This is a genomic window from Ureibacillus sp. FSL W8-0352 (genome assembly GCF_038004345.1).
GTDB lineage: Bacteria > Bacillota > Bacilli > Bacillales_A > Planococcaceae > Ureibacillus > Ureibacillus thermosphaericus.
The window spans coordinates 1,251,417-1,274,603 of record NZ_JBBOQT010000001.1 but is presented as its reverse complement, the minus strand read 5'-3'; the positions used below and the strand labels follow the sequence as shown (position 1 = coordinate 1,274,603).

Below are 23,187 nucleotides of genomic sequence, written 5' to 3'. Positions count from 1 at the left end.
TTACTATGAATTTTTAAAGCAGTCATGTAAAATGAATTCGAGAGAGTATGTAGGAGAGTGTTTTCATTGGCTCAACTGATAAAACTACAGGATTATATTTCGAGATATCAAATGGATTTAACAAGATATCCAACACAATATGTCAGATTAAAAAGAACCCAATGGGAAAAGGTAAAACAACAATGGTTAACTGGAGAAGAACCATTATCTTGGGAACATATTGAAGAAGATGAACAACTGAACCGCTTCTCCTTTATAAAAAAATGGTTCAATCAAAAGCGAATAAAAGAACAAGAGGATATGGAATCTGTTGATGTCTCCCATGAAGCGATGTCGGATGAAGAAGGAGAAGTTGATGAAGAGTCCACTTTGTACTTTGAGCCACATATCGTTTATCATCCAGATAGTATTGAAGAGTTAAAACGTATGTTTCTTGATCAATTTTTCCATTTTCAAATAAAATGGGCGAGTTCAACGCTATTAGAAAAATCATATGTCGATCCTCGTTTTTTTAGAGACAGTTTTTTAAGAACACTTCTCCAGCGTTTGCCTGATAATTATTTAGTATTTTACTATCCTATTATTAAAATAAAAAAAGCGCCGATAGAACTGGATGTCATCATCTTAACGCCGACTGAATGTTTATGTATCACGCTTGTTGAAGAAGAAGAGTCTGCTGTATATGTTGGTGACGGAGAACGATTCTGGACGAAAAAAGTAGGAAAAAGAAGTGAGAAAATGTTGAATCCGTTCATTCAATTAAATCGAATGGAAACAATTGTGTCACAACTATTTAATAAGCATCAGGTAGATTTCCCGATTCGAAAAATATTGCTATCACGGAATGGCTATTTTGATTATTCGCTGACGCCTTTTAACGTTCAAATCATTGATAAGCGTGGATATACAACGTGGTTACAGCAATTAAAATATTCTCCATCTCCTTTGAAAAAAGTGCAATTACAAGCGGCACATGCGATTTTGAATAATGTGGAGACAACTTCACATAGCCGCGATATATTGAATCCTCAAAATTTGGAGCAGTAAAATAAACAACTACTTATTCGTTGATATACATAAAGAAGAAAATGTAATAAATAAGAGTATCTCCATTCCTGGAAAAATTAATTTCTTTATGAACGGTTGTAATTGTTACATAATAATTTATTCTATAAATAGAAAACAGTTATTTTAAAAAAACATCGTTTGCATACGTAAAATGAATGAAACACATAGAAAGTAGGGTATAAAGTGAGATTACGTAATAAACCATGGGCGCGAGAATTTATTCAACAACATCCTGAAATGGTGATTCCGAATCCCGAAGAATATAAAGGGAAGTGGAATGAGCTTTTTGGAAATGATTGCCCGCTGCATATTGAAGTCGGTTCAGGAAGAGGGCAATTTATTGTTGGCATGGCTCAAGCCAATCCAGAAATTAATTATATTGGGATCGAATTATTTGATAAAGTTATTGTAAAAGCATTACAAAAAGCGTTGGAAGCAGGTTCGCCTCCCAATTTGCGATTATTGAGAGTGAACGCAGAAGAATTGGAGAAAATTTTTCAAAAAAATGAGGTACATCGCGTTTACTTGAATTTCTCTGATCCTTGGCCAAAGAAACGGCATGCAAAACGTAGATTGACTCATGAAAAGTTTTTGAAAATCTATGAGTCGATTTTGATAGATGAAGGTGAAATCCACTTTAAAACAGATAACCGAGGGCTTTTTGAATATTCATTGGTATCAATGTCCCAATATGGCATGAAGTTGAAAGATGTTTCTTTAGATTTACATGCAAATGAACCAGAAGATAATATACGAACTGAGTATGAAGAAAAGTTTTCTTCTTTAGGTCAGCCGATTTATCGATTAGAAGCTCAGTTTGTAAAGAAATAATTTTGATAATCTATTGAAACTTCCCTCACCATTTTTTGATAAATTCCAATTGAAGTTTCAATTGATTTCATAGACATTTTCATATTTTAGGGGGAGAAATGGATGGACAAACTACAGTTTCACGATATGACATTGACATGGTTAGATGGTGGCGTAACGTCACTAGACGGGGGTGCCATGTTTGGGGTTGTTCCAAAACCACTATGGTCAAGAAAATACCCAGTAAACGAAAAAAATCAAATCGAACTAGCCTGTGAACCAATTCTCATTCAATATAATGGAAAAAACTATATGATTGACAGCGGAATTGGAAATAAATTAAATGAAAAGCAAATCCGCAACTATGGTGTAACGGAACAGTCAAATATTGAAGAGAGCTTACAAAAATTAGGTTTGACAGTTGAGGATATTGATGGAATCTTGATGACCCATATGCACTTTGATCATGCCAGTGGATTGACGAAATATGAAGGGGGCGAATTGGTTTCCACTTTCCCAAAAGCCAAAATTTATGTTTCCCAAATTGAATGGGATGAAATGCGCAATCCGAATATTCGTTCAAAAGCAACGTACTGGGCGGAAAATTGGGAGCCGATTCAAGACCAAGTTGTTACTTTTACTGACTTTATTGAAGTTGCACCAGGAATTGAAATGATTCATACAGGCGGCCATAGTGACGGACATGCCATTGTGAAATTGAAGCAAAAAGGCGAATCGTTAATTCATATGGCGGACATTATGCCAACTCATGCCCATCAAAACCCTCTATGGGTAATGGCATATGATGATTATCCAATGACAAGCATTTTTGCTAAAGAGAAGCTATTAAAAGAAGCTTATACGAATGGATATAAATTTATTTTTTATCACGATGCGTATTATCGTATGGTACAGTGGGATGAATCAGGGAAAGACATAATTGATTCATTGAAAAGAAGTAAAGAAGCGAAAATTCAATTTTAAATAAAAAAGATGGGGCATCCCATCTTTTTTATTTTAAAGCATTGTTTATGCTTTCTTTAGTTCAACGATTACTCCTGAACGAGCATCCGCTGCAAATTCAAAGTTTTCCACTTCACCATCTAATACTCTTGAAATACCGCCTCGATAAACAGGGATTGTCATAACCCCGTTATGATAATTTTCAGGCTTCATATAAATCCATGAACCATCGATAGGGCTTTCTTTTCTAAATTCCTCTTTAATATTTTCCAATACTTGATTTGCATTCATAAACGGTTGTATACGTTCTGAAGCTTCTTTTATAATGACTGCCGCAGCTAAACCGGTTGTTACACCTAACATAAAATCACGTAAATTCATTAACTTTTCCCTCCTAATTTCCATTTTATCATGAAATCATTTTTTTAGTCTTCTGAAAGCAGGATAAATCGAATATATACTCTTTTCTATAAATAACTTAGATTTCCCTTTTTTAAGGATCCAATTAAATAAATCTTTTCGTTTAGAACAAACCTTTCTTAATTTCCAACGTTTTCAATTGATTATGTTAAAATAGAACGAGTAAATAATGAGGGAGTGTTCCGAATGAATGAAGAGACTTTACAATTATTTAAAACATTGACGGAACTTCCAGGGGCACCTGGAAATGAGCATTCAGTGCGAGCATTTATGCGTTCAGAACTCGAAAAATATGCAGACGAAATTGTACAAGATAATTTAGGTGGAATTTTTGGCTTGCGCAAGTCGGAAGAAAAGGATGCGCCCAAAATTTTAGTAGCGGGTCATATGGATGAGGTAGCTTTTATGGTAACGAGCATTACCGACCGTGGAATGATTCGCTTTCAAACGTTAGGGGGCTGGAATAGTCAAGTATTGCTTGCGCAGCGAGTGATAATTTATACAAATGAACGAGAAATACCCGGAGTGATTGCATCTACTCCACCTCATTTATTGACAGAAGAACAACGTAAGAAACCAACGGATATTAAAGATATGCTCATTGATGTCGGAGCTGACAGTAAAGAAGATGTCATTAACATGGGGATACGTCCTGGACAATCCATTTTACCAGTTTGTCCATTTACCGTAATGGCCAATCCGAAAAAAATAATGGCAAAGGCTTGGGATAATCGATATGGTTGCGGACTAGCCATCGAACTTTTAAAGGAATTAAAAGATGAAAAAATGGTGAATCATCTTTATTCTGGTGCCAATGTCATGGAAGAAGTAGGGCTACGAGGTGCACAAGTATCCTCTTACATGATTCAACCTGATTTATTTTTTGCATTAGATGCCTCGGCTGCAAATGATATGACAAGTGAAAAGGAATTCGGCCAGTTAGGTAAAGGCGTATTATTGCGAATATACGACCCGACGATGGTAACTCATCGCACATTGCGAGAATTTATATTAGACACTGCAGAATCCAACCAAATTCCTTATCAATATTTTGTATCACATGGTGGTACAGATGCTGGAAAAGTTCATACGATGAACGGCGGCATTCCAAGTGCGGTTATTGGCATTTGTTCTCGCTATATTCATACATCTGCATCCATAATTCATATTGACGATTATTTAGCTGCGAAAGAACTATTAGTTAAGCTAATTCGAACATTAGATCGTACGACTGTCGATACAATTCTTCAAAATCCTTAAAAAGATTTCTTTTTGTTCTATATAATGGGGAATTTGTCCAAATGAATTTCTATTTGTTGATATGAGCGAAAGGCGGCGGTGTTCCTGCCCTTTCGCTTCCCCATGTAGCGAAAATCAACAGTTTGTTGTTTCTGTAACATACCTGTAAAAACAATGTAATGAATTTCTATGAAATAACTAGAACATAATAAAGTAAAGAGAAATGAGGGTGCAACATGAAAATAGCAATTGGAACACATAACCGTGCAAAAGTAAAAGCGGTGCAAAACGTAGTGAATACATATTTTGATGATATTGAATTTCTAGAAGTGGATGTTCCTTCAAATGTTTCATCCCAACCATTTTCTGATGAAGAAACCCGACAAGGCGCTATTAACCGTGCTTTAAATACGTTAGAAGCAACGGGGGCAGAATTGAATTTTGGTCTTGAAGGCGGAGTTCGTGAAATAGATGGAATCATGTATTGTTGCAATTGGGGTGCACTGGCATTAAAAAACGGTCAAGTTTTAACTGCAGCTGGAGCACAATTTATGTTGCCTGAAGAAATTGCAAAAAAACTACGCGCGGGAAAAGAGTTAGGTCCTGTTATGGATGAGTATACGAATGAAAAAGATACGCGCCATCATAAAGGAGCAATTGGCGTATTAACAGCGAATTTGGTTGATCGTAAGGAAATGTTTGAACATATCGTTACATTATTGATTGGACAATATCTTTTTACAAAAAAGGAGAAATAATGATTAAATTTTCCTATTTTTTATCTATTATTCTAAAATTAGACTTTAAGATTGCACTCTATTCGATATCCTACTAAAATGTAGTATGGGTAAAGGAAGTGAAATGAAAAATGAAAAAATGGTTACTATTAACCATTAGCTGTATATCGTTGCTTGGATTAGCCGGTTGTGGAAAATCCGTAGAAGAGCAAATCAATATAGGTGTAGCTAGTGCACAAACAGTATTTGAAGAATCGCCAAGAGAACCAAATAAAAAGATTGGACAAATCGAGTTATACTTGCCATCAGGATATAGCATAAAAGAAACAGTTGATGAAAACAATTACATACTATCAAAAGGAAAAGATAAATATATTTTATTTGTGAATGTTAATGAAAAAGAAGATAGTCAGCTTCACTATGACTTATTGAAAAATAATTCAACGAAAAAAATAGTAAAAGAGCAACCAGTTGAACTAGATGGTGCTTTTGGATTTACAATGGTACTGGAACATGATGAAGGGCAATTCGAACTGATTGCTAGTAGCGGTGGTGTAAAAGTTTCTACGATATCCAATAATAAGCATATGGATAATAAGTTAGTAGAAATGATGTTAATTGCTCGTTCAGTAGAAGTACTGTACTAAAATTCATACTAATCGACTGTCCAATGTTTCTTCTGATACAATAAATGTATGAAAATTAAAACGGTTCACTGAAGTGAGCCGTTTATTTGTGCACATAAGGAAGTGATTTTAGTGAAACCTGAGCAGCTTGTAGAAGAGTTAAAAAGACGATTAGGTATTGAAAGGTTTAATTACTCGTACAATCGCAAAGATAATAAATTACGTTTAGATCATAAAAATCTTGGAAAAGGAATGGATATTAATCTTCCTGAGATTATCGCAAAATATAATGAGAGAAAAGAACAAGCGTTAGAAGATGTAGTCTATACGATTGAACAGACTTTTATTGCGATGGAAAAAGAGCAAGCTGAAGAAATACATCAATTATCTAACATTTTCCCAATTATTCGTTCCACTTCTTTCCCATTGAAATCGAAAGAGGGGCATCCCTTCATTACGTCAGATCACACGGCAGAAACCCGCATTTTTTATGCTTTGGATTTAGGAACAACTTATCGATTAATTGATGAGTCAATGCTTTCGAAATTAAATGCTACTGGTGAACAAATCCGGGAAATAGCCCGCTTTTCAGTAAAAAAGTTGTCAACGAATGTAAAAAAAGATGAAGTAGCAGGAAACATATTTTATTTTGTTAATGAAAACGATGGCTATGATGCGAGCCGCATATTAAATGAAACCTTTTTAAAAGAGATGAGGGAAAAAATTAAAGGAGATATGACAATTTCCGTACCTCATCAAGACGTGCTAATCATTGGGGATATTCGAAATGAAACAGGTTATGATGTGCTAGCCCAAATGACGATGCATTTCTTTTCAATTGGCCGTGTACCGATTACATCACTATCCTTCGTATATGATAATGGAGAGCTGACGCCGATTTTCATATTAGCAAAAAATCGAATAAAAAAGGAGACGAAAGATCAATGATTGTAGCGTACAATAAAGAACATGTTGGCGATGTTTTATTAGTTCAACTTACAACTGAGGAAGTTGTAACCCCATCAGTAGAGCGAGTAGGGGATGTAGCTCTTATCAAAGAAAAAACAACTGGTGAAGTGAAAGGGTTTAATTTATTTAATGCAAGTAAATATGTTGAATTGAATGTGAATGGTAATGTGGAAGTAACAGAGGAGCTTGTTCAAAAAATCCAATCTGCATTAAATAAAAATAATGTTGAGGTAACTATAAACGTTGACTTGTCACCAAAATTTGTTGTCGGATATGTGGAAGAGAAGGAAAAACATCCAAATGCAGATAAGCTTAGTGTTTGTAAAGTCAATGTAGGGGATGAAGTATTACAAATCGTTTGTGGAGCACCAAATGTTGAAGCAGGTCAAAAAGTGGTAGTTGCCAAAATTGGCGCGGTTATGCCTTCAGGAATGGTAATTAAACCTTCTCAATTACGTGGTGTAGATTCTTATGGCATGATTTGTTCAGCTAGAGAATTAGCAATTCCAAATGCTCCTCAAGAAAAAGGTATATTAGTTTTAGAAGAGGACGCTGAAATTGGTTCAGCATTTCAAATCCCTTCTACACTCTAAACATGGTTAGGACAATTTGTCCTAGCCTTTTTTAATTGAATGTTATTGTAATGTAAAGAATCTGCAATAAAACTTATGGTATTCTTTAGTGGCGAATACATAGTTCAAATGCATGAATTCGCTTACCAATACATATATGAAAGATGTAATTCTATAAAGAATGTAGCTTCATTACCGATTATTATCATATAATTATAAAAGGTATGATGTTAGAAAGAGTGATGATCGATGAATTGGCTCAAACGTACATTGAATAAGTTGTTATTTAAAGACGAAGTTGAAGATGAATATGACTATTATGAAGAAGATGAGTGGCAAGAACCTATATACGAAAAGAAAGAACAAAATCGAGCGAAATTTCGATTTCCATTAATCCCTGACGAAGAATTACAAGCGTCGGACCAGACCCCTCATCAACCAAAGTCTTATAATGATTTTATTTCGAATATCGAACCTCAACATCATAAAAATTCACTTGTATATGATGTGGAAGTGTCAAGAATCCATGAACTGTTAGAAATGCGAAAACAAAATAAGAAAAAAACAACAAGTGTCAGTTATGATATTACGTCCCGACGTAATGAGCGGTTAATTGAGAAAACAATTAAAAGAGAACCTATACAAAAGGAACAACCAATTGTAAAAGAAAAAAGTCAACCACAACCAAGCCGAAAAAGATTTATTCCTACCGATGTACCTTCACCGGTGTATGGATTTCAGAAACGTAAGCCAATAAATGCTTTGTATACTAATACACAAGAACAAACTGAACAGAAATTTGAGATGAATGCTGAAAAAGAAATTTCTCTTGAACAGTCGAAAGAAATAATTATAGCATCAGAAGAAGTAGCGAGCACTACTGTTGTTGAAGAGATTGACAAAAAGCTAGAACAAGTGAAGGAAGAAGTAGAACAATTCATCCATCAATCAAAAGAAGGATTTTCGATTACAATTGAAGAGGCAAGAAAGACAAAAGAATATGATGAAGAAAAATTAGTTCAGAATGATGGAGATGTACATCTAATAGTTGATAAAGAGAAAGAATTTTCTAATGAACCTCTAATCCTTACAGAACCAATAACAGAAGAAGCTCATATAATTGAAAATAATCATGGAAAAACGATAGAAGCAACTGACGATATAGAATCAGTTGCAACGAGTGAGGTTAACAAACAATTTGCATTAGGGTATAGAGAGAATGTGGAACCAACTGTTGAAAGTTCTTTACTTCAAGCGAATACGTTATTAGAAGCAGAACATGATGAAGACTTACAAGAGCAAATCGAGAAGGAACAAAATGAACCGTTGAAACTTCATGAAGATATGGCTTGTGAAACTGGTGAACAAATAGAGGAAACACAACATACTGTCGATAAAGATGAATTCAATTCGATGAATGAAGTAGAGAGCATAAATCATTCCAATTTCCAAAATGAATATGAAACAGGCGATTCGTTGAAAGAGGATGAAGCAAATGGTCTTCAACAAATCTCTGAATCGCTCCGTTTAGAATCGGTATTGAACGAAGCACAACTTTTCAACAATCAAAATAGAATTGAAGATTTATTAAATGTACAAAAGGAAGTAGAAGAACCACTTTCCGATGATATTCAAATGGAGTTATCTAATAATAGTGAGATAAATGAGCCGGCTTTAGAAGAAGAACTCTCAAATGAATCGCATCCAATTAGACAAGAACAACCTAAGAAAAAACCAATACCATTTAATGTCATCATGTTAAAGTCTGATAAAGAAAAATTAGCAAAAAAACAGCAAGTGCAAAAAAAGGAGACAAACGACTTAAAGGAATCCCAACCAATTGAAATTCCTGAACAATTGGAGAAGAATCAAATTGAATATAAATATATGAAGCCGCCTTTAGAATATTTGGCACCACCGGAAGAATCGACAGAAGATCGGGAATGGATGGAACGTCAGGCGGAAACGCTTGTGGAAGCACTTTCTTATTTCCAAGTCAATGCGAATGTTGAATCCATTATGCAAGGGCCAGCTGTTACGCAGTTTGAAATCACAGTAAGTCATGGGACGAAAGTAAGCAAGATTCGAAATCTTGCAGATGATTTAAAGCTTGCTTTAGCTGCGAAAGATATACGCATACAGGCACCGATTCCAGGGAAAAACACCATTGGAATTGAAATTCCAAACCGCATTTCACGTGCAGTTCGACTATCTGAAGTCGTAAATAGTGAAAGTTTCTTACAATCGGAATCGCCTCTTGAAGCAGCCCTTGGATTAGATTTAACTGGTAAACCAGTAACGATTGACTTGCGTAAAATGCCTCATGGATTGATTGCTGGCGCAACTGGTTCGGGAAAATCTGTGTGCATTAATTCAATCTTAGTCAGCCTGTTATTAAAGGCAGAACCAAGTGAATTGAAATTAATGTTAATCGATCCGAAAGTGGTGGAACTTGCACCGTTTAATCACATTCCGCATCTCGTCAGTCCAGTCATTACGGATGTGAAAGCAGCAACCGCAGCACTGAAGTGGGCGGTAGATGAGATGGAACGAAGATATCAACTGTTTGCCCATGCGGGTGTAAGAGACTTACCTCGATATAACAAACTTGTTGAACAAGAGGGGAAAAATAGTTTAAAACTGCCATATATATTAATCGTTATCGACGAGTTAGCCGATTTAATGATGATGGCTCCACAAGATGTGGAAGAATCCATTTGCCGAATTGCTCAAAAAGCGAGGGCTTGTGGAATTCATTTAATCGTTGCCACACAAAGACCGTCCGTTGATGTCATAACGGGTTTAATAAAATCAAATATCCCAACTCGTATTGCTTTCTCTGTATCTTCCCAAATCGACTCAAGAACAATTTTGGACAGTCAAGGAGCGGAACGCTTACTTGGCCGAGGCGATATGCTTTATTTAGGAAACGGGATGACAGACCCTATTCGATTGCAAGGTACTTATGTTACGGATGATGAGATTGAAGAAATTATCGAGCATGTGAAAGAGCAAGGAGAGCCTGAGTATCTCTTTGAACAAGAAGAATTGCTTAAAAAAGTAGAGATGATTGAAGAACAAGATGAATTGTTCGAAGACGTTTGCCGCTTTGTGTATGAACAGGGTTCCGCATCAACATCTTCCATTCAGAGAAAATATCACATCGGATACAACCGAGCAGCCCGCTTAATTGAAATGCTTGAAAGTTACGGATTTGTATCTGAACAAAAAGGAAGTAAACCTAGGGAAGTGTATATTACAGAATCAGATTTAGCGGAATTATTCGATTGATTTCCCAAAGCGCATCCGTATGAAAAAGAGGGGCCCGCCCCCTCTCAATTTTTTTCAAGACAAATGAAAAATAAATGCTATAATGTAATAGGTTTTTGATTAACTAAAAATGTATAAACTAGACATATATATAATATTTATTCATTAGGGTCAATCCCTGGGAGGTTTTTTGAACATGACAATTTATCATTTTACAGGAATAAAAGGTTCGGGAATGAGTTCACTCGCTCAAATATTGTTTGACTCCGGTGAATCGGTACAAGGATCGGATGTAGAAACATATTATTTTACCGAACAACCTTTAAGAGAAAGAAATATTAAAATATTAAAATTTGATCCGGATAATATTCAACCCGGAATGACTGTCATTGCAGGGAATGCTTTTTCTGATAGTCATCCTGAAATCGTACGAGCAAAGGAATTAGGCGTTGAAGTTATTCGTTATCATAAATTTCTGGGTGAGTATATAAAGAAATTTACATCAATAGCGATTACAGGTGCCCATGGAAAAACATCGACCACCGGCCTAACAAGCCATGTGATAGGTGGATTTAAGCCAACATCTTATTTAATTGGTGACGGTACTGGATCAGGTAAAAAAGATGCATCTTATTTTGTTATGGAAGCTTGTGAGTATCGACGACATTTTCTAGCTTACCATCCGGACTATGCAGTGATGACCAATATCGATTTTGATCATCCAGATTATTTCTCTGGAATCGATGATGTATTTTCGGCATTCCAAGAATTAGCGTTACAAGTTAAAAAAGCCATTATCGCTTGTGGTGATGATCATTATTTACAAAAAATTCGTGCTAACGTACCGGTGATTTATTATGGATTGGGAGAACGGAATGATGTCATAGCAAAAAATATTGAAAAATCAACTGAAGGTACGAGTTTTGAAGTATATATTCGTAATGAATATTATGATCGATTTTTCATTCCATTGTATGGAGACCATGCAATTTTAAATTCATTGGCAGTCATTGCATTATGTCATTATGAAGGAATCCCTGCAAATGTAATAAAAGAAAAACTAAAAACATTCAAAGGAGTAAAAAGACGTTTTACTGAGACGATAATTGGCAATAATGTTCTTGTTGATGATTATGCACACCATCCGACAGAAATTAATGCAACGATTCAATCAGCAAGACAAAAATATCCTGATCGAGAAATTGTGGCAATTTTTCAACCACACACATTCAGCCGAACAGAAACTTTTTTACAACAATTTGCTGATAGTTTAAAAAATGCGGATTCGGTTTATCTTTGTGAAATATTCAGTTCAGCTCGTGAACAAAATGGCAGACTAACGATTGAAGATTTAGCTGCCATTATTGATGGTAGTGAAATACTTCACGCTGAAACAATTGATAAATTAAATAAACATCAAAATGCGGTTTTCCTATTTATGGGAGCAGGAGATGTTAATAAGTTCCAAAAGGCATTTGAATCAATACTCCAAATGGGTGCATAGTTCCTTTCAAGATGATACGAAAATTTTTCATATTTCAAAAAGGAGCTAATTCAATGCTCCTTTTTTTAGCAGAAGAAGGAATAATAAAAATTTTGTCGAATTATATAAACAACTCATCATTCTAGGAGGTCTTCAACATGGAAGTGATACTATATATTTCAGCACTTGTAGCAGCAATCGCTTTCTTAGTTCTTTGCATAAGCATTGGTGCGACATTATTCTCATTAAAAGGAATATTAAAAAGTATTGCAGGTACCATTGCAGGTATTGAAAAACAAATGGAAGGCATTACCCGTGAAACGACTTCTCTATTAGAAAAAACTAATACGTTAGCTGCTGATATTACAGAAAAATCAGAAAAGCTGAATTCTGTAGTAGATGCAGTTAAAAATATAGGCGTATCAGTAAACAATTTAAATAACTCGATTAATCAAATTACTGAATCCATTTCGAGAGAAGTAAGTAAAAATGAAGAAAAAATTGCTCAAGTAGTTCAATGGAGCAATGTGGCAATGGATATAGCAGAAAAATGGAAACAGCGAAAAGCCCAACAAGAAGTGGTGGAGGTAGTGGATAATACGAGTACGACGAAATATAAACGCCGTAAAAAGTAGATAAAGGGGGAAAATGTATGTCAGGGGAAAAACCAAATTATAACGAAGTAAAAAAACAACAGTTACCTCAAGAATCCCTAGTCCATGAAACTAGAGAGGAGGAAACAATCAATATGAAAGATTTCGTAATCGGTGCATTAGTTGGGGGAATTGTAGGAGCTGCTGTAGGATTACTACTTGCTCCAAAAACAGGAAAAGATTTGCGAAGTGATGTTGCGCAACAAGCAGTTAATATTCGACAAAAAGGGCTTGTTCTTTCATCAACAGCTAAAGAAAAAACTGTTCAACTTTCAAGTCAAATTAAAGAGCAGTCATCTCAATTAGTAGATAAAGTTAAAGCCAAAAAAGTAAAATCGCCACAAGTGATTGATGATGGTACGGTTTCTTATGAGGAAAATTTAAATGATGTTTATGATGGGATGGATATTTCAGAAATTGCTAGACCTTCATCTATCTAAGCGGAAAAAAGCAAATTGAGAAAACGATGAGTTTTCTCAATTTGCTTTTTTAATTTAGATTAAAATTTAGCATTCTTCCAGCCGTTATCCCATAGCTGGTTGTTCAATTAATTGAATTTCTAAAATATCGCCACCAAAAATTTCTGTGTCAAAAGAGCTTGGATTTCCGTTTCTAAGAATAATGAATTGTCCTCTAAAATCAGGAGGCATTTGCCAGTTGGAGAATTTAAAAACGTCTTGGAAAATCCAAGGGCTACCATCTTTATTCACCAATTGTAAAGAAGCACCGTTATACACAATTGTAGTTGGCTGTACGACTACACCATTCATGAGAACTTCATATTTTGTTTTTTTCAATTGTAATGGTTCATTTTGAAAAGTTACTGTAATAGAGTCTTCTAATGCAATATCTAATTGATCTAACACGACTCGAACTGTTGGCATCGTCGTTGGGGTTTGTATCGTTAATACATCCTCATCTTGAATTGGGTACGTTAATTTGGCAGGTTTACCATTCAATAAGAATGTGCCACTGTACTTTTGTAAATATACCGGTTGACCGTCAACTTTAACTAAAAACGTTTGGAATTGGATGACATCATGTCGGTTAATATGCTCTAAAAAGTCTTGTACTGTTTCAATAGGTTCAAAGATAATTTGGTCTCGGTCTTTTATAGGAGTATCGAGGGATGCTCTTTCTCCGTTTAATTTTACAATTGGTTCAACAAAATATGTTTGTTCGTTGAAATTGATTTTTTTGGTGGATGCTTGGTCAATAATATCACGAATTGTAGCATGAGCATCTTTACCATCTTCTCCAGGGATGATAGTAATTTCATCCCCATCTTGAATTTTTGATTTAGTTGAAGCTTCTTGACCATTCACCAATATCGTTGCAGGATTTCCGTGTTCACCAGGAATGAAAATATCCCGGTCGTTGATGGTAATGGATATGCCTTGTCCTGGTTTACCATATAAATGTTTTGCACTTATCTTCGCAGCTAAAAAAGCATCGCTTACCGTCATTTCTTTCGTTTCAAATAGTCGAACAACCTGATCGTTCACTTTAACTGACATATATTGTATAGGAGATTTTTTAGCCGCAATCGCAATACCGATTGGAGTTACAAGATCAGGTCTTACTTCAATGGTTTCATCTTTTATTAAGTTCTGTATGGCACTAATATCCCGAACGGCTACACGATTTGCTGGCAATTGTAAGATTTTACAAAGTTCTTCAGGTAGTTTAGGTGTTAAACTTCCCCCTCCAATAAGCATAACAGCTTTTGGTGGAATTTGGTTGTTTAATCGCAATATTTCATTTCCGATGGCAGTTGCCAATTGTTTTATGGATGGCTCAATCGATTGAACGATTTCCACGCTTGGGATTTCTTGTTCAAATCCTAATATATCTTGAATCGTAATCATTTCTTCTGTATGTAATTTACGTTTAATAGATTCTGCGACAGGGAAGTCGAGTAAATATTGATCACACAAACTTTCAGTAATTTCATCACCAGCTGTTGGAACCATCCCATAGGCCACAATTGTGTTATTATTTGTAATTGCGATATCCGATGTACCAGCACCTATATCGACTAACGCTACGTTTAATCGACGCATTGTTGGAGGAATTAAGACATTAATTGCTGCAATTGGTTCGAGGGTTAATGCCTCCATTTCCAAATCTGCTCTTTTTAATGCAGCAAACAGCGATTCAATTACTACTCGTGGCAGAAATGTTGCAATCACTTCAACTGTCGCTTCATTTCCCTGCTGATCCAAAAGACTCCCAATTTCTTGCCCATCAAGCTTGTAGTAAAGTACAGAATAACCAACACAATAAAAATGATTTTTTTCATCTTTTTCATGTCTCTGAATAAGTTGAACTTGCGCTTGTTGTACAGCTTGTAATTCAAGTCGATTGATATCTTCTTGTGTAAAAATTGGCCGATTTTTAATATTAATTGTCACAAGAGCTTGTTCAGTTTTTAGTGCACGCCCTGCTGCAGCAACGTTCACTTTTGTTAAAGGACCGTGTTTTTTTTCTAATTCTGACTTCAATTCTTTTATTAATTCTGCCACGTATAAAACATTATGTATTTGGCCATCAATCATTGCCCGCTCTTTATGTTCTTTCATTAGTATATCCACAACCCGGTACTGTTGATTTTCCTCTTCTAAAATAATTCCTACAACCGACCGGGTTCCGATATCTAAAGCAAATATTTTGGAACTCAATGCAACCGCTTCCTTTCTATTATTATCTTCATACACTTTAACGAGTTGAAGTGTTAAATTAAAAACGTGACATTCTGAATTTTCTTGATTATAATATGGATATTATCTTAAAATGTAACATACATTTCAGTCTTCTGAAAGTGTTGTATTTAAGTGGAGGAGGAGAATTAGGGAATGAGTGAAAAAAGATTAGAAGCACTTCGACAACAAATTGACGAACTAAATTTAGAGATTCTTCGTTTGATTAACGAACGTGCTGAAATTGTAAATGAAATTGGTAAAATTAAAGAAAAACAAGGCGTTACACGATATGACCCGTTACGTGAACGACATATGTTAGATTTATTAAAAAAGCATAATAAAGGTCCGTTAAATCAAATGACGGTTGATTATATCTTTAAAACAATTTTTAAAACGGCTTTGAAACAATTAGAATCAGATACGAAAAAAGAATTGCTTGTGTCACGTAAGAAAAAACCAGAAGATACAGTGATTGAAATTAATAATGAAAAAATCGGGGTTGGCGAGCCAACATTCATCTTCGGTCCATGTTCAGTAGAATCATATGAACAAACAGCACAAGTAGCCGCTTCAATTAAAGCTAAAGGATTAAAGTTCATCCGCGGGGGTGCTTACAAACCTCGTACTTCTCCATATGACTTCCAAGGATTAGGCTTAGAAGGTTTAAAAATTTTAAAACGCATTTCTGAAGAATATGGATTAGCGGTAGTGACTGAGATTGTCACACCTGCTCATATTGAAGAAGCTTTGGATTATGTTGATGTCATTCAAATCGGTGCCCGAAACATGCAAAACTTTGAATTGCTAAAAGCAGTTGGTGAAACGAACAAACCAGTATTATTAAAACGTGGATTAGCTGCTACAATCGATGAATTTGTGCACGCAGCAGAATATATCATGTCTAAAGGTAATGAAAATATCATGCTTTGTGAACGCGGAATCCGTACTTATGAAAAAGCAACACGCAACACACTAGACATTTCAGCGGTTCCAATTTTAAAACAAGAAACACATTTGCCTGTATTTGTTGACGTAACTCATTCAACTGGACGCCGAGACTTATTATTGCCTTGCGCTAAAGCAGCTATTGCCATCGGGGCAGACGGTGTGATGGCGGAAGTGCATCCAGATCCATCAGTAGCATTATCCGATTCACAACAACAAATGGATTTACAGCAATTTGACCAATTCTTTGAAGAGCTTCAAAAATTCATGAAACAATATGAATATAAAGCTTAATGTTTTATACTATCCAATCACTAAGATTGGGTAGTTTTTTCTTACTCGAATATTTAGTGATAATTTACTAGTATTATATCTAAAATATTATATTTTTTTGAACTTTTCCTTTGTATTGAAATAATTAAGCAAAATATCGTATTATGAAGACAATAATAAAATGAAAAAGGAGGGAAAACCTTTGACTGTTACAATTTATGATGTTGCACGGGAAGCGAATGTTTCAATGGCAACAGTGTCACGAGTAGTAAATGGTAATCAAAATGTTAAGCCTTCTACTCGTAAAAAAGTGCTTGAAGTGATTGAACGTCTTGAATATCGTCCTAATGCGGTAGCAAGGGGACTTGCGAGCAAAAAAACTACAACAGTAGGAGTTATCATACCGGATATTTCAAACAATATATATGCTGAAGCAGCTCGAGGGATTGAAGATATTGCAACGATGTATCGATACAATATTATTTTAGCCAACTCTGACCAAAATGAAGACAAAGAGTTGTCACTGCTTGACACAATGTTAGGAAAACAAGTTGATGGAATTGTAATGATGAGCGACGCAGTTACACCGAAATTACTTCAGTCAATGGAAAATTCCCCTGTACCGATTGTTCTTGCAGGTTCAATTGATGAATCTCAAAAGTTACCTTCAGTTAATATCGATTATTTCCAAGCAACTTATGAAGCGGTAAATATGTTAATTACGAATGGACATAAACGTATTGCATTCGTTAGCGGACTGTTAAGTTATACAATCAACGTCAAATATAAGCTAGAAGCTTATAAAAAAGCATTGAAAGATGCTGGATTAGATGTGGATGAATCGTTAATTGTTGCTGAAGACAGCACGTATGACGGTGGAGTGGAAGCATGGAAAGAGTTAAACCAAATCGAAAATCCGCCGACTGCCTATTTTGCTGGAAGTGATGAATTAGCAATTGGAATTATTCATTCTGCACAAGATCACGGTATAAAAGTACCGGAAGATATTGAGGTCATTAGTTTTGAAAATTCGAAATTAGCTCGTATGGTAAGACCACAATTAACAAGTGTGGCATTACCTTTATATGAAATCGGTGCAGTATCAATGAGATTATTAACGAAATTCTTGAATAAAGAAAAAGTAGAAGATCAAAATGTTATTTTGCCTTATCGAATTGAAAAACGTGATTCAGTGAAAGAAAAATCAAAAAAATAAAAGAGTGTAGACAAAGTCTCAAATGATTTTGTCTACACTTTTTCGTGCGCCCGGCATGTACATGAACTATAGGGTGTAAGTCCCGAACCCCGAAGACAGAAGTAGAGGTTAGCCAAGAGCAAGGGTGTCCGTGGTGACGCGGAATCTGAAGGAAGCTGGAGGCAAAACACCGGTCCGAGGAACACGAACCTCATATAAGGCTAGGTATGATTGAGTGAGTTTGCGAAACAAAACAAAGCTCTTTCTGTCGAAGGTCATATCGAGTAAATGAGGCGGATAGATGGTGTGAAAGTGCATGTACTTACCCGGGGAGGTCTGGCGGATAGGTGAAGTACGCTTCATAACCTACTTAGTGATAAGTAGCTGAACCGTCAGAAGTCAGCAGAGGTCATAGTATTAGTTGGTCTAGAACAACTGAGAAGGACCGAACAATTAAGAGAGAATAGCCCTTGGCATTCAGTGAGTCATGATGAACACAGAAAACGTAGTACCTCACTTGAGGAAGGAAGCGGTGAATCCCGTGGAAGACCTCTTGGAGGGTGGAGTGACCACTGGCATAAAGAGAACAGCTATTCACGGAAGTTATATAAAGACTTGCGTCAATCATCTTAATTGAACCGCCGTATACGGAACCGTACGTACGGTGGTGTGAGAGGACGGGAGTTAATCGCTCCCTCCTACTCGATTTATATGAATGCTATTTTTTCTCACTTCTGATGATATTTAATGCTTTTATGAGCATTTGTGCATTTTTTTCTTCTATTTCTGCTTTCCTTGGAATCGGTTCAAATAATGGATTTGGGTCTTCCCACGTTGGAATGAGCGGCACCGGCGCCTCTTTTTGCCATTTGTTTAACCAATCTTCAGGCAGTTTTCCTGTTGGAATGGGGTAATCATTCATCTCTAGCCAAATCAGTGACCATGCCCGTGGCACAACTCGCCACATGTCATAACCGCCGCCACCAACGGCAATCCATCGTCCATCACAATATTCATGAGCCAATTCATGAGCGAGTTTCGGAATCTCTCGGTATATTTTCATGGAGGCATATAAATGAGTTAAAGGATCAAAATAATGGGCATCTGCGCCATTTTGGGTGAAAAGTACATCGGGTTTAAAATATTCAATGACTTCCCTTAAAGCTTTTTCGTACACCATTAAAAAACTATTATCCTCAGTAAAGGCTTCAAGAGGAAAGTTAAATGAAGTTCCATAACCTTGTCCATTTCCTCTTTCACTGATATTTCCCGTACCTGGAAATAAATATCTGCCTGTCTCGTGAATGGAAAATGTGCAAACGCTAGGATCATCATAAAATGTCCATTGTACACCGTCACCATGATGAGCATCTGTGTCTACATAAAGAACGCGAGCTTGATATTTTTCTTGTATGTAACGGATTGCAATCGAACTATCGTTGTATATACAAAAGCCACTTGCTCTTCCACGAAAACCATGATGCAAACCACCACCGAGATTTAAGGCATGTTTACTTTTTCCTTGCATTACATAATCTACCGCTTGCAATGTACCGCCGACAAGCAAACTACTTGCTTCATGCATGTTCGGAAAAATCGGGGTATCTTCTGTTCCAATGCCGTATGGTTCTGCTTGTTCTGCTGTTATGAGGCCATGTCCTGCTTTTTTTACGATGTCGATATATTTTGAATCATGGACCAGTTCAAGTTCTTCATCAGTTGCTACTCTTGCTGGAATGATATCATCATCTGATAAGGCGTCAATGTTTTTTAGTAAATCAATAGTTAACAGTAACCGCTTATGGTTAAATGGATGGCTGTCAGAAAACTTGTAGCTTAATTGTTCTGGTGAGTATACAAATACTGCATTTTTCATAGATTCACCCCTGGCACATTAGGCCATAATACTTCAAAGCCGTTGTTTCGTAAATCAGTAATAATTGATAAAGGATTCATCATTCGAATGCGAATTGAAATGATGCGGCTATCATTGTTTTCTGTATCAGGAAATACTAAAATGCTTAACACATTTGCATGATGTTTTTTTATAAGTGTTAGGACATCTGCTAATGTTCCAACTTTATCTTTTAACCGAATATCAATTTTCGATGAAGGCTGATGTGCACCTGTTAATTCAATATAAGCATACAGTAAATCCGAAGATGTAACGATACCTACAAGCTTCCCTCCAGAAACTATAGGTAGGCAACTAATTTTTGATTCGTAAAATGTAATCGCTACATCCTCAACAAAATCAAGTGGATGACCAACGATGACATCTTTTACCATAAATTTTTCTAGTGGTGTATCATAAATAGTCGGATTATTTTCTTCTTTAAGACAAGAAGGTAATGCATTTTTGACGTCGTGTGATGTAATGAGACCAACGACATTTTCTTCATCATCTACAATGGGAATGTGGCGGATACTTTTTTCTCTCATCAATTTAAGGGCATCATTTAATGTATCTTTTGGTGTAAGCGCATACACATCTCTTTTCATGATTTGTTCGACAATCATACTTATCCTCCTAAATTAATACATGTATCGATATTTAAATCGAAGTCTGTCAAATCGTTCGATGGATTCTTGATTCACTCGCTTGCCTATACGAACCATTAGACAATTGGCTGGATGAGATGTTATTTCTGGATCATCGGTCGCACAATATTCAAAGCCAACTGTTTTCATTAAATTTTCCATCATATTTCGATATTGCCATACATTTAGTCCTGTGCCTTTTAAATCCCAATGCCAATAATATTCTGTAGTAATAACTAAGTAATCTTCCATTTCATCTCCCATAAAGGAAACTTCTAATAGTTTTTTTCCTACCCCAGCTCCTCGATAGGATGGTATTACTTCAATTGCTCCCAATTCTAGCATATTTTCAATCTTATCCTCTGACCATCTCTCAAGTGGATCAGGATAAAGATATGTGACATAGCCGATGACGATATTTTCATTGCGAGCGATAATAATTCTACCTTCTATTAATTTAGCTATCTCGATTAATGCCCTTTTTTGTTCCTGAGGAGGACGAAAAGAAGTTAAATTTTCATGAAATTCATATTGTTCGAGTGTTTCTGGCGGTATGGGCCCTTCGACGATGACGGTGCCATGAGGCGTTTTCAACTGCGCATTGTAATAATTTTTTATATGTTGCAATCAGCATCACCTCCGTTTTTCTATTATTAACATTATATGATAAATTCTGTGCATTAACGCAGAAATTTGTGAAAAATAAACAAATTAACTAAATGTTAAAAATATTTTGCTAATTATAATAATTCGTTGTAAAATGTAAAATATCAAAAAAGAAAGGGGATATTTCATGGGGATGAAAACGACTGAGAAATTAGCAGTTGTTCACGGGGATTATCATCTAAAAAACTATGATGAAACATATGCTAATTTCGATTGGAAGGAAGTAGAGAAAGCATTTAGTTGGTATACGACGGGGAAACTAAATGCTGCTTACGAAGCAATCGATCGTCATGCAGAATCAGATCGAAAAAACAAAGTAGCTCTTTACTTTAATAACGGGGAACGTAAAGAAGCCTACTCATTCTATGATATGAAGCGCATGACGAACAAGGCTGCCAACGTGTTAAAAGAGTATGCAAACCTTGAAAAAGGGGATCGATTGTTTATCTTTATGCCGAGATCTCCAGAATTGTATTTTTCTTTGCTTGGTGCTTTGAAGTTGGGGGTAATTGTAGGTCCGCTCTTTGAAGCATTTATGGAGGGAGCGGTATATGACAGATTATCAAATAGTGAAGCAAAGGCACTTGTTACAACTCCAGAATTATTAAATCGAGTGCCGTTAGATGAATTACCACATTTAGAAAAAGTATTTCTTGTTGGGGAACAAGTAGAAGAAAATGAAAAAATCGTTGATTTTAATAAAAGATTAGATGAAGCATCCAGTCATTTCGATATTGTTTGGGTAGATCGAGAAGATGGAATGCTTTTACATTATACATCTGGATCAACGGGGGCACCAAAAGGAGTATTGCATGTGCATAATGCAATGATTCAACAATATCAAACTGCTCGTTGGGTATTAGATTTGCATGAAGATGATATTTATTGGTGTACAGCAGATCCAGGATGGGTGACAGGGACAGCCTATGGTATTTTTGGTCCATGGTTGAATGGTGTAACAAACGTAATCATCGGAGGAAGATTTAGTCCTGAAAAATGGTATGAAGCTATCGAAGAATATGGTGTTACTGTCTGGTATAGTGCACCAACAGCATTCAGAATGTTAATGGGTGCAGGTACAAGCGTGTTAAAACAATATGATTTATCTTCATTACGACACGTGCTCTCAGTAGGAGAACCATTAAACCCAGAAGTCATTCGTTGGGGAATGAATGAATTAGGCCATCGCATCCACGATACTTGGTGGATGACAGAAACTGGTGGACATATGATTTGCAACTATCCAAGCATGGAAATAAAACCAGGTTCCATGGGAAAACCAATTCCAGGTGTATATGCTACTATTGTCGATGATGAAGGAAATGAATTGCCGCCATATACGATGGGTAACTTAGCGATTCGTAAAGGATGGCCTGCCATGATGAGAGCCATTTGGAAAAATCCTGAGCGTTATGAACAATATTTCTTAAATGGAGAATGGTATGTTTCAGGAGATTCAGCATATAAAGATGAAGATGGATATTTCTGGTTCCAAGGTCGTGTCGATGATGTAATTATGACAGCTGGCGAGCGAGTTGGACCATTTGAAGTAGAAAGCAAATTGCTAGAACATCCAGATGTTATTGAAGCGGGTGTTATAGGAAAGCCAGATCCAGTTCGCGGTGAAATCATTAAAGCCTTTATAGCACTACGACCTGGAGTTGAACCGACAGAAGAATTGAAAGAGGAAATTCGCCAGTTTGTTAAAACGGGTTTAGCTGCACATGCAGCACCGAGGGAAATTGAATTTAAAGATAAACTTCCGAAAACTCGAAGCGGTAAAATCATGCGCCGCGTATTAAAAGCTTGGGAGTTAAATCTTCCAACAGGTGACTTATCGACGATGGAAGATGATTAATTCAATGAATTGCTAGAACACATCATGTGATTTATTGAGCAAGATAATATTTATGCATCTACCGAAGGATAATTCATTTATAAATAAGTGAATATCCTTCGTTTTTTTGTTCTATAGAATTTTTCGAAAATATATAAAAATACATTTGACTTTATATTTATACAGGTTTATACTATACATTATCTTACAGAAGAGGT

General features: G+C 35.9%; 21 protein-coding genes. 16 read left to right on the top strand and 5 right to left on the bottom strand.

What is annotated here, in order from left to right; all coding sequences use genetic code 11:
- The first annotated feature begins 66 nt into the window (after window positions 1–66).
- The 3 genes from NST98_RS06465 to NST98_RS06455 all read left to right on the top strand — a co-directional run bounded on the left by NST98_RS06465 (window position 67) and on the right by NST98_RS06455 (window position 2,862).
- Complete coding sequence (locus NST98_RS06465; protein ID WP_340714728.1) at window positions 67–1,047, top strand: nuclease-related domain-containing protein; 981 nt, start codon at window positions 67–69, stop codon at window positions 1,045–1,047.
- A 204-nt stretch (window positions 1,048–1,251) separates the two neighbouring features.
- A complete protein-coding gene (trmB, locus tag NST98_RS06460; protein WP_340714727.1) occupies window positions 1,252–1,899 on the top strand; it encodes a tRNA (guanosine(46)-N7)-methyltransferase TrmB in 648 nt (215 codons plus the stop codon).
- A gap of 102 nt (window positions 1,900–2,001) precedes the next feature.
- Entirely contained in the window at window positions 2,002–2,862 is an 861-nt protein-coding gene (locus NST98_RS06455; protein ID WP_340705245.1) for a YtnP family quorum-quenching lactonase, read from the top strand.
- A gap of 45 nt (window positions 2,863–2,907) precedes the next feature.
- Here NST98_RS06455 and NST98_RS06450 read toward each other — a convergent pair whose 3' ends face one another.
- Window positions 2,908–3,222 carry a hypothetical protein gene (locus tag NST98_RS06450; RefSeq protein WP_340714726.1) on the bottom strand — a complete coding sequence of 105 codons (315 nt, stop codon included), beginning with the start codon at window positions 3,220–3,222 and terminating at the stop codon, window positions 2,908–2,910.
- A 225-nt stretch (window positions 3,223–3,447) separates the two neighbouring features.
- On the opposite strand from NST98_RS06450, the gene NST98_RS06445 reads away from it, so the two are divergent.
- From NST98_RS06445 to NST98_RS06405, 9 genes are all read left to right on the top strand, one after another.
- Entirely contained in the window at window positions 3,448–4,521 is a 1,074-nt protein-coding gene (locus NST98_RS06445) for a M42 family metallopeptidase (protein ID WP_340714725.1), read from the top strand.
- A gap of 215 nt (window positions 4,522–4,736) precedes the next feature.
- Window positions 4,737–5,258 carry a DUF84 family protein gene (locus NST98_RS06440; protein WP_340714724.1) on the top strand — a complete coding sequence of 174 codons (522 nt, stop codon included), beginning with the start codon at window positions 4,737–4,739 and terminating at the stop codon, window positions 5,256–5,258.
- Window positions 5,259–5,368: 110 nt separating this feature from the next.
- Entirely contained in the window at window positions 5,369–5,884 is a 516-nt protein-coding gene (locus NST98_RS06435; protein WP_340705248.1) for a hypothetical protein, read from the top strand.
- Window positions 5,885–5,995: 111 nt separating this feature from the next.
- The gene (locus tag NST98_RS06430) at window positions 5,996–6,811 is read left to right on the top strand and encodes a DUF1444 domain-containing protein (protein WP_016837071.1); all 816 of its coding nucleotides are present in this window, start codon (window positions 5,996–5,998) and stop codon (window positions 6,809–6,811) included.
- Entirely contained in the window at window positions 6,808–7,425 is a 618-nt protein-coding gene (gene ytpR, locus NST98_RS06425; RefSeq protein ID WP_016837072.1) for a YtpR family tRNA-binding protein, read from the top strand. Before NST98_RS06430 ends, ytpR begins: the two co-directional genes overlap by 4 nt.
- A gap of 249 nt (window positions 7,426–7,674) precedes the next feature.
- Window positions 7,675–10,695 (top strand): DNA translocase FtsK, encoded by a 3,021-nt coding sequence (locus tag NST98_RS06420; protein WP_445684028.1) that lies wholly within the window; start codon window positions 7,675–7,677, stop codon window positions 10,693–10,695.
- A 175-nt stretch (window positions 10,696–10,870) separates the two neighbouring features.
- A complete protein-coding gene (gene murC, locus NST98_RS06415; RefSeq protein ID WP_340714722.1) occupies window positions 10,871–12,178 on the top strand; it encodes a UDP-N-acetylmuramate--L-alanine ligase in 1,308 nt (435 codons plus the stop codon).
- 137 nt (window positions 12,179–12,315) lie between these two features.
- Window positions 12,316–12,792, top strand: coding sequence for a DUF948 domain-containing protein (locus NST98_RS06410; RefSeq protein WP_016837075.1), 477 nt, complete (start codon window positions 12,316–12,318; stop codon window positions 12,790–12,792).
- A gap of 17 nt (window positions 12,793–12,809) precedes the next feature.
- On the top strand, window positions 12,810–13,250 hold the full coding sequence (locus tag NST98_RS06405; RefSeq protein ID WP_096551584.1) for a YtxH domain-containing protein: 441 nt from the start codon (window positions 12,810–12,812) through the stop codon (window positions 13,248–13,250).
- 84 nt (window positions 13,251–13,334) lie between these two features.
- Here NST98_RS06405 and NST98_RS06400 read toward each other — a convergent pair whose 3' ends face one another.
- Complete coding sequence (locus NST98_RS06400; protein ID WP_340714721.1) at window positions 13,335–15,491, bottom strand: cell division protein FtsA; 2,157 nt, start codon at window positions 15,489–15,491, stop codon at window positions 13,335–13,337.
- 174 nt (window positions 15,492–15,665) lie between these two features.
- Here NST98_RS06400 and NST98_RS06395 point away from each other — a divergent pair, with 174 nt between their 5' ends.
- The 3 genes from NST98_RS06395 to NST98_RS06385 all read left to right on the top strand — a co-directional run bounded on the left by NST98_RS06395 (window position 15,666) and on the right by NST98_RS06385 (window position 18,562).
- Window positions 15,666–16,751: a bifunctional 3-deoxy-7-phosphoheptulonate synthase/chorismate mutase gene (locus NST98_RS06395; RefSeq protein WP_016837078.1), complete on the top strand. Its 1,086-nt coding sequence runs from the start codon at window positions 15,666–15,668 to the stop codon at window positions 16,749–16,751.
- Between the two features lie 181 nt (window positions 16,752–16,932).
- On the top strand, window positions 16,933–17,946 hold the full coding sequence (ccpA, locus tag NST98_RS06390; RefSeq protein ID WP_340714720.1) for a catabolite control protein A: 1,014 nt from the start codon (window positions 16,933–16,935) through the stop codon (window positions 17,944–17,946).
- Window positions 17,947–18,412: 466 nt separating this feature from the next.
- Complete coding sequence (locus NST98_RS06385) at window positions 18,413–18,562, top strand: hypothetical protein (protein WP_340714173.1); 150 nt, start codon at window positions 18,413–18,415, stop codon at window positions 18,560–18,562.
- An 81-nt stretch (window positions 18,563–18,643) separates the two neighbouring features.
- Here the strand turns inward: NST98_RS06385 and NST98_RS06380 are convergent, their stop codons facing one another.
- The 3 genes from NST98_RS06380 to NST98_RS06370 are packed head-to-tail and all read right to left on the bottom strand — an operon-like array spanning window position 18,644 to window position 21,093.
- Window positions 18,644–19,801 carry an acetoin utilization protein AcuC gene (locus tag NST98_RS06380; RefSeq protein WP_340714719.1) on the bottom strand — a complete coding sequence of 386 codons (1,158 nt, stop codon included), beginning with the start codon at window positions 19,799–19,801 and terminating at the stop codon, window positions 18,644–18,646.
- Window positions 19,798–20,445: a CBS and ACT domain-containing protein gene (locus tag NST98_RS06375; protein ID WP_340714718.1), complete on the bottom strand. Its 648-nt coding sequence runs from the start codon at window positions 20,443–20,445 to the stop codon at window positions 19,798–19,800. The genes NST98_RS06380 and NST98_RS06375 overlap by 4 nt, the downstream gene beginning before the upstream one ends.
- A 15-nt stretch (window positions 20,446–20,460) precedes the next feature.
- A complete protein-coding gene (locus NST98_RS06370) occupies window positions 20,461–21,093 on the bottom strand; it encodes a GNAT family N-acetyltransferase (RefSeq protein WP_016837082.1) in 633 nt (210 codons plus the stop codon).
- A 166-nt stretch (window positions 21,094–21,259) separates the two neighbouring features.
- Here NST98_RS06370 and acsA point away from each other — a divergent pair, with 166 nt between their 5' ends.
- Complete coding sequence (gene acsA, locus NST98_RS06365) at window positions 21,260–22,990, top strand: acetate--CoA ligase (RefSeq protein ID WP_445684027.1); 1,731 nt, start codon at window positions 21,260–21,262, stop codon at window positions 22,988–22,990.
- Window positions 22,991–23,187 lie beyond the last annotated feature (197 nt).